The organism is Micromonospora pattaloongensis (assembly GCF_900107255.1).
Classification (GTDB): Bacteria; Actinomycetota; Actinomycetes; order Mycobacteriales; family Micromonosporaceae; genus Micromonospora_I; species Micromonospora_I pattaloongensis.
Genome location: NZ_FNPH01000007.1, coordinates 161,920 through 175,899 on the forward strand (window position 1 = coordinate 161,920; position 13,980 = coordinate 175,899).

Below are 13,980 nucleotides of genomic sequence, written 5' to 3' on the forward strand. Positions count from 1 at the left end.
CGGCGTGACCTTCTCGATCGTGGCGCGCTCCGCCGACGGCCGGTTCCACGGAGTCGCCGTCGCCAGCAAGTTCCTCGCCGTCGGCGCGGCCGTGCCGGCCGCCGAGGCCGAGGTCGGCGCGCTCGCCACCCAGGCCTACGCCAATCTCGCCTACCGCCCGCAGGGGCTGGCGCTGCTGCGCACCGGCCTGCCGGCGGACCAGGTGGTCGCCGCGCTGGTCGCCGCCGACCGCGGGCGCGCGCAGCGGCAGATCGGCGTGGTCGGCCCGGACGGCGACGGCGCCACGTACACCGGTGACGGGTGCCACGACTGGGCCGGCGGGCTGGCCGGTCCGGGTTGGGCGGTGCAGGGCAACATCCTGGCCGGCCCGCAGGTGCTCGACGCGATGCGCGACGCCTGGCTGGCCGGCACCGAGCAGCAGCGTTTCGCCGAACGTCTGGTCGCGGCGCTGCACGCCGGCGACCGGGCCGGCGGTGATCGCCGCGGCCGGCAGAGCGCGGCGGTGCTGGTGGTCGCGAAGGACAGCGGCTACGGCGGCACCAGCGACATCGCGGTCGACCTGCGGGTGGACGACCATCCCGATCCGGTCGCGGAGCTGACGCGGCTGCTGGGCGTACACGTGATGCTCTTCGAGCGGCCCGACCCGGCGACGCTGCTGGAGCTCACCGGCCCGCTCGCCGACGAGGTACGCGATCTGCTCGCCGCGGCCGGGCACGGCCGGGCGGAGCTCGACGACGCGCTCGCCTCCTGGGCCGGGGTGGAGAACCTGGAGGAACGGCTGGCGCCGGGCCGGATCGACCCGGTAGTGCTCGCGCATTTGCGGACAACCACCAGCGCCAAGTTAGGTTAACCTAACGGCGGGGATCGGGGGTGGTCGTGGCGGCGCGGGATGAGCGACCTGAGTCGCTGAGCACCCTGCTCGGCGGGCGCCGGGGAGCGATCGACGCGACGCTGCCGCCGGTGGCCTTCGGCGTCGGCTGGCTGCTGACCGAGCAGTCCGTCTGGGGCGGCGGAGTGGCGGCGCTCGCCGTGGGCGCGGTGGTCGCGCTCTGGCGGCTGCACCGCGGTGACCGACCCCGCTCGGTCCTCGTCGGTCTGCTCGCGGTCTGCGTCGCCGCCCTCATCGCGTTACGCACCGGTCGGGCCACCGACTTCTTCCTGCTCCAGATCGCCTCCAACGCGGCCAGCGCCCTGGCCTGGATGGTCAGCATCGCGGTGCGCTGGCCGCTGCTGGGCGTGGTGGTCGGCACGGCCCTCGGCCAACGCGGGGCGTGGCGGCGCGATCCCGCGCTGTTGCGCGCGTACCGCCGGGGCAGCTGGGTGTGGGTCGCGCAGTACGCGACCCGGCTCGCGGTCTTCGTTCCGCTCTACTACGCCGACCAGGTGCTGGCGCTGACCGCGGCGCGCGCGCTGCTCACCTGGCCGCTGGTGGGCGCCTGTCTGGCGGTCAGCTGGTGGGTGATGCGGCGCTCGCTGCCGCAGGGGCATCCCGGCCTGCGCCACCCGGTGCAGCCGCCGCCGACGCCCGGCGCCGTCGCGCCCGACCCGCAAAAACTTGGCCCCCCACGACGGGCCGATGGGGAGTAACCTACAGCCGTGGAGGGGCCGCTTCCCCCGTGGCGGCCTCTCCCCTTTATCCCGGATCCCTCTATCCCGGACCCCCTTTGGCCCAGGCCCAGGCCCAGGCCCAGGCCCAGGCCCAGGCCCAGGCCCCTGTCCCGGGTCCCTTCTGGTCGGCGCCTCCTCGGCCCGAGCCGCCCTCTTGGCCGCCGACCGGCGCGATCGCGACGACGCGGAGCAGCCACCGCACGCAGCGCCTGCCGGGCGATGAGCACGGGTCGACAACCAACCACACCTCCCGGTCTCCGTCGCCGTGCCCCGCAGGGTTCACCGCAGATGAGCCGGTGATTAAAGTTCGAGGCTGCCCCGCATCTGCGCACCGAGGAGGCCGGCGTTCGTGGCCGAACACCAGATTGACCCCGCCGCCGAGACCGACTCGCCCGGCTACCCGAAGAATGCGGGTGGACGCCGGTCCACCGTCGCGTCCGGACAGACCCCGACGGCCCCGGCGACCCGCGAGCAGCCGATGATCCGGCCCCGCCAGCCGATGGCGGAGTCCACACTGCCGCAACCGGTCCTCCCACAACGCCGGACCGCCGGCGACGCCGGCCCGACCGGCCCGGTCATCCCGACGCCGCGGCACGCCGCCGGCGGACCCGCGTCGGCGTCGTCCGGATCATCCGCGTCATCCGGATCGTCTGGGTCATCCGGATCGTCCGGGTCCACGCCCGCGTCGCCGTCCCGTCGCGGCCGGCATTACCGCCCCACCGACGACGAGGACGAGCAGGCCCCGCCGCGGTCGGCGCCGGCGCCGACCGGGCCCACTCCGACGATGCCCGCGGTGCCGGACCCGTCGTCCACCATGGAACTGCCGCACATGGTCGCGGCGCTCGCCGCCGCCGCACGTCGCGGCGACACAGGGAACGGGCCCACGAACACCGGGGAGCCCGCGCGCCCCCGCGACACCACGACCGGACCGGCGAACGCCACCAAGTCGCCGCGCCCCCGCGGCGCCGCGGCGACGCCTGCGCCCGCCGTCACGCCCGCGCACGGCGTCGCGCCCCCGAACACCACTGGACCCGCGCGTCGCGACAGCACGCCGGACAGGACGGCCGTGCCGCCGGCCGCACCGGCCGCGGCGCGGGCCACGACGGCGTCCGCCCCGGATGTCGACCGGGCGACGCCGTCGGAGAAGCCCGCCGTGACACAGAAGAAGCCACGCCGCCGACTCCCGCGCCGGGTCCGCAAGGCGCTCGCCGAGCCGGCGCCCCCGGTCAAGGGCAGCGCCGTGGTCGCCGCCACCTCGCTGGTCGATCCCAGCCACGCGCCGACCACCGCGCTCCCGGCGCTGACCGCGACAGCGGCCACGCCGGTCGGCGCGGCCACCGCCGAGCCGAGCACGACCGCCGTCAGCGGGACGCCGGTGACCACCGACGCCCCGACCGAGCGGGACGACCGGCGCACGTGGGCCAGGAGGTACGGGTGGGCGGCTGCCGCCGGCGGCATCGCCGTCGTGCTGCTCTGCTCGCTGCCGTTCGTCTCCAATCGCGGCCCCGCCTGGAACTCCGCCGACCCGACCGGCACGGCCACCACCCCGGGCACCGCGACGGTCTCGGCACCCGTCGTCGCCCCGGTCACGGCGACGCCGTCGGCCTCGCCGTCACCGAAGAAGCCCTCGCCGACCGTCCGCGCGAGCACCGTCAGACCGACGCCGCGGCGCACCCCCAGCAGCACGCCACCACGCCGGCCCGCCCTGCTCGGACCGGCCAGCGGCCAGGAACTCTTCGGGATGCTCAACGACTACTGCCGCAGCCGCTCGCCGCGGTCGCGGGCATGGCTGCGCGACTGGCAGGGGGCGGCCGAGAACAACTGGCACTGCCGCGAGCGGGACAGGCCGGAGCAGATGATCGACATGACCGCTGCCTGCGTGCAGCGGTACGGCAAGGGCGCGGTCGCGCGCTATACCAACCGCAACGACGCCACCTCCTGGCGCTGCTACCGCTGACGCCGCGCGGCCGGCTACCGACCCCGGACTGTGCGTCCGGTCCGCGTGTGCGGCAGTCGGGCGTACCGTCGTGGCCGGCCCCCTCGGCGGGAGCCGGCCACCTGCGGGGTGATGGCGGGCCGGCCGGATCGCTGCGTTGGCCGATCCGGCCGGGCCCGCCACCGGGCGGCCTGACCGTGGGATGTCAGGCCCGTTCATGGGCCGCGCTCACCCGCCACCGGCGGACTACCGCGCGGGCCGCGAGGCGGTGCGGGTGGGTGTGCGGGCACCCACCCGACCCACTCTCAGCCGTTGGGGAAGAGAGCGCCGAAGTCGGCGAACGCCATGGCGATGTCCGACTGGGCCCAGAAGCGGTGGTACCGGAACTGCGGCGCCGCGCCGCCGTTGAGGTACGCCTGCACCTTCGGCCAATCCGGGTCGTTCTTGTAGAACGAGCGGATGTCGACGAAGCTCTTACCCGCAGCGATGGTGTCACCGTTGGGCATCTTGCCCGTCCAGCCGGGCGGCACGTAGAGGCCCTGTCCCGTCGAGGCATTGTAGACGTCGTCGAAGCGGTTGTAGTCGGCGCGGCTTTCCACCGTGGAAACGCCCTTCGCTTCGGCGTGCACGTACATCGCGTCGAGCAGGCCCTTGGCGGTGTCCTTCGCCGCCGCGTTGCCCGACTTCGCCGCGTACCACATCAGGGTGCGGGCGTACGCCGCGCCGACACCGACGTCCTGGCCCTTCGCGGTGACCTCGACGTGCAGGTTCGTGTTGGCCGCGGGCCAGGTAGCCGGCGCGCCGGTCCAGCGCAGGTCCGACGGAATTTGGAAGTCCCCGCCGGTGCCGATCGTCGTGTTGGCGATCGCCCACGGGACCCACTTGTCGAGGATCGCCTTGGCCTTCGCGTTGCCGGTCACGTAGTACAGCTCGGCGACCCGGTGCAGCGACCAGACCTGCATGCCGAACCACTGGTTGCTGCCCGGGTCCTCGTACACCGGGTGGTCGTCGTAGAACATGCCGTAGAACGTCGGCTTGCCGGCCGGCGGCTGGGCGTACGCGCCGTCCCAGCTGTTGGTGGCGCCACCGGCGATGCCGCCCTCGGCGGACTGCAGCCACTGGTAGAACTCCAGCTGCCGGTTGAGGCTGTTCGTCCAGTCGGTGACCGCCGTCGGCGATTGCGGCTTCAGCTCCGGCACGTTGGTCAGCGCCCACGCCGTGAACGGGTTCTGGTAGCCGAAGTGGTTGTGGCTGGAGCCGATCCGCCACGACCAGCCGGCCGCGGGGTCGGTCGCGCCGCCCCAGGCGTAGTACCAGGACATCAGGTAGTGCGCGGAGTCCTTGCCGGTGCCGGCCGGGCAGGTGGTCGGGCCGACGCAGTTACCGATCTTCTTGAAGTACTTGTCGAACATCGCGTAGCGCAGGTAGTCGCCCATCTTGGCGGCCTTGGCCACGGTGGCCGCCACCTCGGCCTGCTTGCCCTGCGCCTTGGCCCAGGTCAGCGCCCAGTAGGCGGCCTGGATCGCGCGGGCGTCGGCGTCCGGGGCGTTGGTGTACTTCCACTGCTTGGCCGGGGTGCCGGAGTCCTTGATGGAGATGTCGAGGTAGCCGTTGGGGCCGCCGTGCTTGAAGGTGTCGCAGGACGGCTGCGGCACGGTCTCCCACACCGACTCCTGCGGGCCGCGCTGGAACGTGTTGATGTACGCCGGCCGCGTGGTGCCGTCGCCGCAGCGTCCGAAGCCGTACGTGTTGTCGACGTCGAGCAGCCAGTGCATGCCGTAGATGTCGCCGGTGCCGTACGTGGACTGCAGCTCGCTGCGCAGCGGGTCGGTGCCGACCGGGACGTTGGGCTGCAGCTGCGACGGGTACTGGCTGGGCAGGTTGTACTCGGCGGCGTACTGCGGGGTGCCGTTGACGCCGGCGGTGGGCTGGTCGGCGTGCGACGGGATGATGTACTTCTCCATCACCGTCCAGGCGTTGTTGAACGGCGCCCAGTTCTGGGTGGCCCGCCCGTACTGCGCCTCGAGCCAGATCCAGAAGCTGAACGCCTCCGAGGTGGTCTCGTGGCCGTGGTCGGGCGCCTCGACGATCAGTGTCTCGATCGAGTGGTACGGCACGCCCTCCGGGCTGAAGTAACCCGAGTTCTTGATCTTGTTGTACTGCTCCAGGAAGCGGGTCGTGTACGGACTGCTGCCGCCCGGGGTGTCGTTGTCGATCTCCGTGGCGGTGATGGCCAGCGGCGACAGGCCGCTCGCCGACGCGGTGACCGTCGCCGTGCCGCCCGCGGTGTCGGAGTCCTCCGCCGCCGAGACGGTGACGTTCACGCCGGTGTTCCAGTTCGCGGTGGTGAGCGTGACCGAGGTGGGCGCGACGGTGATGTCGGCGTCGCCGGTGCGGGTCAGCGTCACCGGCACACTGCCGCTGGGAGCCGCGCTCAGCTTCAGGTTGACGCTCGCGGTGCCGCCCTCGGCGACGCTCACCGCGGTGGGCGTGGCGACGAGTTGCGGGCCGGAGGCGGGGTTGACGGTGAACGACTTCTCCGACACCGCGCTCAGCCCGCTGTTGTCGTACGCCCGGGCCTGCACGGTGTAGCTGCCCGCCGGCTGGTTCTCCAGGGTGTACGCGTACGGGGCGGTGCTGTCGGTGTTGACGAGCAGGCCGTTGCGGTAGAACTCGACGCGGGCGATGCTGCCGTCCGGGTCGCTCGCCGTCGCGGTCAACGGCACCGTCGCCGGCGCGGTGAACGGTCCGGCCGGGACGCTGAGCGCAACGGTCGGCGGCTGCTGCGCAGCGGCACCGCAGGTCACCCCGTTGATGGAGAACGAGGTCGGCTTGGCGTTGGCGCCGCTGTACGACCCGTTGAAGCCGAGCGTGGTGGACTGGTTGGTGCCGAGGCTGCCGTTGTACGACAGGCTCGTGGCGGTGACCTCGCTGCCGGACTGGGTCCAGTTCGCCGACCAGCCCTGCGTGACGCGTTGATTGCCGGGGAAGGCGAATTTCAGCGTCCAGCCGTTGATCGGGTCACCGAGGTTCTTCACGGTGAGGCTGGCGGTGAAGCCGGTGCTCCAGTCGTTGGTCGTATAGACCACGTCGCAGGCGGTGGCCGCGTGCGCCACGCCGGGTGCGACGTTGACGCCGGCCACGACCAGCGCGCCGGCCGCGACCATCGCGAGCCGTCGTCGTGCTGCGGTGGGTTTCATGTGCTGACTTCTCCTCGCGGACCAGGCCGGGCCGTACGGCTCCGGCTGGGCGCCCGCCAACGGGGCCTGTCGATGTGAGCTCCGCCGGCGGAGACGCCGGAAAGTGGTCAACCCGTCCCGGACCGGGGTCGGCGTGCGACGGAGGGGCGCCGAACGTGGCGGCTCCGGTCAGTGCGGGGGGCGCCGTACCGAAACTCGGATGCCCTCGGCGGCCCGCGATCGCGCGCTCTGGCTCCCGCAGCGCGTACTTCGACAGTCTTCCATGGGAGCGCTCCCGCGGCAAGCGCAGTTTCGATCTTATTTCGGGGCTTTCACAAACTCGTAACGCGGACTACAGTCCAGACCAACGTCGATGGGAGCGCTTCCATCGATAGGCGTACAAGTCCATATCGTGCGCCACCTTTGACGTCGGCCCTGCCCGGGGAGGACGTCGAACACCTCGCCGTCAGGCTGGGGCGGACCAGCCCGGACTCCGTCACCAGCCGACTGAGCACTCGTTCGGAAGGAGGTGGAACCAGAGCCACTCGCGTGGCCCGGCTCCCGCGCGGCACGCACGACCCGGACCGCAATTCCGCCCGTGCGTGGAAGTAAGTGATCGTGGGGACGGGGGTTGCCCTCCCCGTCCCCACGCTACCCCCTCCCGGAACAGCGGGGAATCGGCCGACGGGACAGGCGCGTGTGCGCCCAACCGGTCGGCCGTACTGCGTTTTCGGCCCCTTCCAGCCTGTCGTGACGCGGATGGGCACCACTCCTGAGGAGACAGCCACGATGTCGACACCGACCCGGCGCCACCACGCCGACGGCGAGGCGACCACCTCGGCCAGCGACGGCAGCCGTCCCGGGCCCGATCCGAGGCCCGAACGCTCGCTCGGCCTCCGGTTCCCGGCCGGCTTCGGCTGGGGCGCGGCGACCTCGGCGTACCAGATCGAGGGCGCGGTCAAGGAGGACGGCCGCGGCACGTCCGTGTGGGACACGTTCAGCCACACGCCCGGACGCACGCGCGGCGGGGACACCGGGGACGTGGCGGTCGACCACTACCACCGCTACCTGGAGGACCTGGACCTGATGAAGGATCTCGGCCTGCGCACGTACCGGTTCTCCATCTCGTGGCCGCGCATCCAGCCCGACGGCACCGGCCAGCCGAACCAGCGCGGCCTCGACTTCTACCGCCGCGTCATCGCGGGCCTGCACGAACGCGGGATCGAGCCGATGGCGACGCTGTTCCACTGGGATCTGCCGCAGGCGCTGCAGGACCGCGGCGGGTGGGAGTCGCGGGACGTGGCCCACCGCTTCGCCGACTACGCCGCGGCCGTCTTCGCCGAGCTCGGCGCGGACGTGCCCGGATGGCTGACCATCAACGAGCCGAAGACCGTGGTGCAGAACGGCTACATCTACGGCCACCACGCGCCGGGCCACCGTGGTGATCCCGACGCCGCGTACCTGGTGGCCCATCATCTGCAGCTCGCGCACGGGCTCGCCGTCCAGGCGCTGCGCGCCACCGCCCCGCACGGGCGGATCGGCCCCGCGCTCAACCTGCACCCGTGCTACCCCGCCGACGACAGCGCCGCGGCGCGCGCGGCGACCCGGCTCTACGACGGCTACGAGAACCGCCTCTACCTCGACTCCATCTTCCGCGGCGCGTATCCCGCGGACGTCCTCGCCGATCTCGGGGCGAACAGCCGCATGGTGACCGCGATCCGCGACGGCGACCTGGAAACCATCTCGACCCCGGTCGATCTGCTCGCCGTGCAGTACTACACGCCCATCTACGTCACGGCTGACGGCGCCGCCGTGCAGAAGCGGCCGACGTCGAACGCGAGCTGGCAACAGATCTTCCCGGAGGGGATGTACGACATCCTCACCCGCGTCACCCGCGACTACGGGCGGGTACCGCTCACCGTCACCGAGAACGGCCTGCCGACGCCGGACGCGCCGGCCGCCGACGGCACGATCGACGACGCCGAACGTGTCACGTTCCTGCGCGACCACTTCGCCGCCGCGCACCGGGCGATCGCCGACGGCGTGCCGCTGCAGAGCTACCACGTCTGGTCGCTGCTCGACAACTTCGAATGGGACGAGGGCTACGAGCAGCGCTGGGGCCTCATCTACGTCGATTACCCGACCCAGCGTCGCACCCTCAAGCGCAGCGCCCACTGGTACCGCCGCGTCATCGCGAGCAACACCATCTGATGCCGACGGGGCGCCGGGAGTCGCACATGAGTCCGCCATGGACGGAGGCGACCACGCGGTAACGCTCCGTCGGGAGATCGAGAATCCCCCACCGCGCCTTTGCTCTGCTTACCTCGCGGCTACGGGCCACGTCCGGTTATCGGACACCGCCCGTTCCCCCCGCGTAAGCAGAGCAAAGCGCGGCGAGTGGTAACGGTGCCGCTCGGCCGCGTCGCGATCATGGTGATCGACCGTGCACCGCGCGGGCCACGCGGCACGGTTCGACGCAGGGCCATGCGGCCTGCCGGCGGGGGTGTCCGACCGCCCCGGCAGGCGCCGTCAGACCGACGGTTGGCTCCGCCAAGGGCCGGGACGCAACCGGCATTTCCGCCGTACCCTGGTCACGGTGTTTACTTCAGGGCTGCGGCTGCACGAGCGGTACACCCTGGCCGAACAGATAGGCCAGGGTGGCATGTCGGACGTCTGGCGGGCCGTCGACGAACTCCTCGGCCGCCCGGTGGCGGTCAAGGCGCTCGCCCCGACGGTCGACCCCGCGCTGCGGGCGGCGACCCGGCGCGAGGCCCGGGCCGCGGCCCGGCTCACCCACCCGCACGTCACACAGGTATACGACTACGGCGAGGCGACACTGCCCGGCGGCGAGGTCGTGCCCTACCTGGTGATGGAGCTGGTCGAAGGGCGCAACCTGGCCGAGCGGCTGGAGCAGGGGCCGCTGCCCTGGCCGGCCGCCACGCGGGTCGCCGCGCAGGTCGCCACCGGGCTGGCCGCGGCGCACCGGCTCGGCGTCGTGCACCGCGACATCAAGCCCGGCAACGTGATGCTCACGGCCACCGGCGTCAAGATCCTGGACTTCGGCATCGCGGCGCTCACCGACGGCGCGCCCGATCCCGACCGCGGCTGGCTGGTCGGCACGCCCGCGTACGCGGCGCCGGAACGGTTGCGGCACGGCGCGGCACACCCCGCGACCGACGTCTACGCCCTCGGCGCGCTGCTCTACGAGTGCCTCGCCGGACAGCTGCCGATCCCGGTCAACAGCTGGGCCGAGGCGGCGGACGCGCACCAGGATGAGCAGACCGTGCCGCCGCCGGCGGTGGCCGGCCTGCCGCCCGCGGTCGCCGAGCTCTGCCTCGCCTGCCTGGCCCGCGACCCGGAGGACCGCCCGCGGGCCGAGGAGCTCGCCGCCGCGCTCAACGCCGCGCTCGGCGTCGTCACGGAGTACCCCGACCCGGCGGCCGGGGGGCGGCACATCCCGCACCAGCAGCCCCGCACCGTGCCCGACCGTCCGGTCGCCGCGTCGGCCGGCGGGTCACTGCCGCGCCCGCGCTTCATGGCCTCGGCACCGGTCACGGTCGCCTCGCCGCCGACGGACCCGGAGCCGGCGTACGAGCCGTACCTGATGGAGGACGACGCGCCCCGGTCCCGGCTGGCGACGGTCGTGGTGGCCGGCGGGGTGATCGCCGCGGGGCTCAGCGTCATCATCGCCTCGGCGGCGTTCCTGAGCACGCCGCAGACCCGGCACGGCGCGCCGACGACGCCCGCCGGCACACCGCCGGCCGCCTCCGCCCCTGCCGCGATCGACCCGTCGGCTCCCGGGCGCGGGCCGTCGCCGACCAGCCCCGGCGCGGCGGTCGACGCGATCGACTCGCTGCTCGCCGAGGCGCTCGCGGCGCGGCAGATCGATGAGGACTCGGTACGGGACCTGCGGCGGGGCCTCACCGAGCTGCGTGACCGGCTGGGCGAGGGTCGGGAGCTGCGTCGGCGCGTGGAGGAGCTGCGACGGCAGATCGACGATCGACGGCGTGCCGGCACGATTCCCTCGGACACCGCCGCCCGCCTCGACCTCCTGCTGCTCCCGCTACTGCTCGGCGCGGAGCAGCAGCGGGAGAACAACGACTGACCGGCGTACCCGCTCAGCGCGGCAATGCCTGCTGCAACTCCTCGCGCAGCGCCGGCGTGAGCATCTCCCCCGCCTGCTTGGCCAGGCGCGCCATCTCGTAGCCCACGACGCCGATGTCGGCGTCGGCCGCCGCCAGAGTGGCCAGAATGGACCCGTCGCGGATGTTCATGACCAGGAAATAGCCCCGGCCCATCTCCACGACGGTCTGCTTCACCACGTCACCGTCGAACATCTGCGCAGCGCCCGTGGTGATGCTCGACAACCCCGACGTCACCGCCGCGAGCTTGTCCGCGTGGTCGCGCGGCAGGTGATCGGAGACCGCCACCAGCAGCCCGTCGGTGGAGACCACGATCGCGTGCGCGACGCCCGGAACGCGCTCCGCGAACGCGCTGACCAGCCAGCTCAGATCACGGGCTTCTTGACTGAGCGTCTTCAATGCTGCTCCTCTTCGCCGCGCCGGACCGCCGGCGCCAAGGTTATCTCGGTGGTGTCCTCTGCTTCTGCCCGCCGTACCCCGCCATAGAACCGGGACAGCATGCTTCCCACCGCGTCCGGATCCGGCTCCCGGCGCGTCGGCGCGGGCGACGTCGGCGACGCGGACTCGGTGACGATCGGCAGCGCCGCCATCGGCACCCGCATCGGCAGTCCGCTCGCGCTGACCCCGCCGGTGACCGGCGTCTCGGGCCGGGGCGGGGCGACCGGCTCGGCCGCCACGGCGGGTCCGCGCTGCCGCTCCCACCAGACGCTGCCGGCGCCGCTGTCGCCACCGGCCGCCGACGCGATGATGGCATCGGCCCGGTGCGCCGGGCGCGGCGGCTCGACCGGCGCCGGGAGCGGATCGGGACGACGACCCGCCACCGGCAGATCGAACTGCGGCACGACCAGCGGCGCGGAACCCGCGCGCGCCGGGGCCGCCCCGAGCTCGACGCCGAGTCCGGCCGGCGCGGCGACGCTCTCGGCCGGCACCGGCGCCGGCTGCCCGCCGAGCATCGGTCGGGGCGCCGCCGCGGCGAGCCCGGCCTGGGGCGCGGGCGACGTACGGCCGGCGGGCGCCGCCGGCGCCGGTCCGAGCAGGGCCGGCGGCAACGCCACGACCGCGACCACGCCGCGGTCGGCCAGCCGCAGCCGCACCCGGATGCCCTGCCGGGCGGCGAGGTGGCTGACCACGAACAGACCCATCCGCTCCGACGCCGCGACGTCCGCGGCCGGCGGAGCGGCCAGCAGCACGTTGGCCTGCGCCAGCGCCGCTTCGGTCATGCCCAGGCCCTCGTCGCCGATCTCGATCGTCACGCCGCGCTCACGGTCGACTCCCGCGCTCATCCGCACCGTCGTGTACGGCGGGGAGAACGCGGTGGCGTTCTCCAGCAGCTCGGCCAGCAGGTGCACCAGGTCGGCGACGGCGTGCCCGACGATGTGCGGATCGTCGCCCACCTCCTGACGCACCCGCGGATACTGCTCGATCTCGGCCATCGCGGCGAGCATCACCGCGGAGAGCGCGACCGGTTGGTGCCACCGCCGGCTGCCCTCGGTCCCGGCGAGCACCAGCAGGCTCTCGTCGTTGCGTCGCATGCGGGCGGCCAGGTGGTCGAGCTTGAACAGGTTGTCCAGCTGGTCGGGGTCGCTCTCCTCGCGCTCCAGCTCGTCGAGGAGCTCGAGTTGCCGCTCCACGAGCACCTGGCTGCGGCGGGCCAGGTTGACGAACATCGCGTTGACATTGCGGCGCATCGCGGCCTGCTCGACCGCGACGCTCACCGCGCTGCGGTGCACCGCGACGAACGCCTCGGCGACCTCGCCGATCTCGTCCATCGACCGGATCGGCGCCGGCGGGACCTCGATCTCCGGAATGCCCGCGTCGACGGTGCGCAGCCGCTCCAGCGCGTCCGGCAGATCGAACTGCGCGACCTGCAACGCCTGGCCGCGCAGGATCCGCAACGACCGGGCGATCGACCGGCCGATGGCGATCGACGTCAGCAAGGCCGTCAACAGCACCGCGAGCACGGCGCCGGCGACGGTCAGCGTCTCCCGCAGCTGCCGTGAACTGCGCGCGCCGGCCTCGTCGGCCGCGGCGCCGAGCACGTCCTGCTCCACCTGGCGCAGCAGATGGTGCCGATCCTGGCTCAGCGACCACCATTGCGTCGCGTTGAGGACCGCCGGGCTGTCACCGCTGGAGGCGAACGTGGTCTCCTCCAGCGCCAGCGCCGCCGTGAACCGCCCGTCGGCCGCGGCCAGCTGGTAGCGCTGCACCTGCCGGCTGGTGGCGGTGATCCGGAACTCGGCCAGCGCGGTGAGCTGCTGCGCTCGCAGGTCCGTCAGCTCGACGAAGTCCTCCGGGCCGTACTGCCCGGCGCGGGCGGCGTTGTAGAGGCGGCTGCGGATCCTCGAGCCGATCTCCTTGATCCGGGCCAGCTGCACGTACCGCAGCACCGCCTCGGTCAGCTCCGGATGCTCCGCGCCGGGCGAGGGTTCGGCGAGCAGGGTGAGCAGCGCCTCGATGATGCGCGTGTAGTTGCCGACGACCGTGGCCGTGCTGACCAGTCCACCCGCGACCGACGCCCGCAGGCCGGGAAGCTGCTCCAGTCCCTCGGTCACCCGGCCGTACGACACCCGCCAGGCGGCGTCGCCGAGCGCCAGCGGGTCGGCCGCCGACCGGAACTGCTCCGTCGCGCGGTCGACCGCTTCGTAGTGTGGTTGCAGCGACCGCGTGCCCAGCGCGACGTCGTAGCGCTCCGGCGCCGCCTTGCGGCCGGCCAGCTCCCCGGCGCTGCGGTCGCGCTCCTGCTGCAACTCGTGGACCAGCGCGGTGATCTCCTGCCCGACCGACACCTGCCGGGAGAACTCGCTGAGCACCGTCGACTGCCCGATCAGGGAGCTGGTCTGGACGGCAGCCAGCACGAGGAACGCGACCGACGGGATGACCAGCACCGCGCCGAGCTTGGTGCCGATGCGCCAGTCGCGCATCCGCAGGCGCGAGCGGCGGCGGTGCGGTGCGACCCTGACGTCGGGGCGGCCACGACGGTGGTGCGGCACCGCGCCTGTGGACGGTCCCGGGGCTGCAACCACCACGCCTCCTGTCACATACCTCGATACCGGCCGCGCCGACGAGCGGAGTCCATCCCAACCAGCCGTCGGACCGGTGTCAACGCGTCGACCAG

The 13,980-nt window shown here is 73.1% G+C and carries 8 protein-coding genes; 5 read left to right on the top strand and 3 right to left on the bottom strand.

Translation table 11 applies throughout. From position 1 onward, the window contains the following. The first annotated feature begins 4 nt into the window (after window positions 1-4). The 3 genes from BLW47_RS18655 (at window position 5) to BLW47_RS24825 (ending at window position 3,565) form a co-directional block, all read left to right on the top strand. Window positions 5-850 carry a DUF1028 domain-containing protein gene (locus BLW47_RS18655; protein WP_091559249.1) on the top strand — a complete coding sequence of 282 codons (846 nt, stop codon included), beginning with the start codon at window positions 5-7 and terminating at the stop codon, window positions 848-850. Between the two features lie 26 nt (window positions 851-876). Then, entirely contained in the window at window positions 877-1,587 is a 711-nt protein-coding gene (locus BLW47_RS18660; RefSeq protein WP_245736746.1) for a DUF3159 domain-containing protein, read from the top strand. A gap of 814 nt (window positions 1,588-2,401) precedes the next feature. Beyond that, window positions 2,402-3,565: a hypothetical protein gene (locus BLW47_RS24825; RefSeq protein WP_139307366.1), complete on the top strand. Its 1,164-nt coding sequence runs from the start codon at window positions 2,402-2,404 to the stop codon at window positions 3,563-3,565. Window positions 3,566-3,849: 284 nt separating this feature from the next. On the opposite strand, the gene BLW47_RS18680 is transcribed toward BLW47_RS24825, so the two are convergent. Further along, window positions 3,850-6,744, bottom strand: coding sequence for a glycoside hydrolase family 48 protein (locus BLW47_RS18680; protein WP_091559265.1), 2,895 nt, complete (start codon window positions 6,742-6,744; stop codon window positions 3,850-3,852). A gap of 768 nt (window positions 6,745-7,512) precedes the next feature. Here BLW47_RS18680 and BLW47_RS18685 point away from each other — a divergent pair. Together BLW47_RS18685 and BLW47_RS18690 are read left to right on the top strand one after the other, a co-directional pair. Continuing rightward, the gene (locus tag BLW47_RS18685; RefSeq protein ID WP_091559268.1) at window positions 7,513-8,934 is read left to right on the top strand and encodes a GH1 family beta-glucosidase; all 1,422 of its coding nucleotides are present in this window, start codon (window positions 7,513-7,515) and stop codon (window positions 8,932-8,934) included. Between the two features lie 385 nt (window positions 8,935-9,319). After that, a complete protein-coding gene (locus BLW47_RS18690) occupies window positions 9,320-10,828 on the top strand; it encodes a serine/threonine-protein kinase (protein ID WP_245736748.1) in 1,509 nt (502 codons plus the stop codon). Between the two features lie 13 nt (window positions 10,829-10,841). Here the strand turns inward: BLW47_RS18690 and BLW47_RS18695 are convergent, their stop codons facing one another. Both BLW47_RS18695 and BLW47_RS18700 read right to left on the bottom strand, forming a co-directional pair. Continuing rightward, complete coding sequence (locus tag BLW47_RS18695; RefSeq protein WP_091559273.1) at window positions 10,842-11,264, bottom strand: roadblock/LC7 domain-containing protein; 423 nt, start codon at window positions 11,262-11,264, stop codon at window positions 10,842-10,844. Continuing rightward, window positions 11,261-13,786: a sensor histidine kinase gene (locus BLW47_RS18700; RefSeq protein WP_245736749.1), complete on the bottom strand. Its 2,526-nt coding sequence runs from the start codon at window positions 13,784-13,786 to the stop codon at window positions 11,261-11,263. Before BLW47_RS18700 ends, BLW47_RS18695 begins: the two co-directional genes overlap by 4 nt. Window positions 13,787-13,980 lie beyond the last annotated feature (194 nt).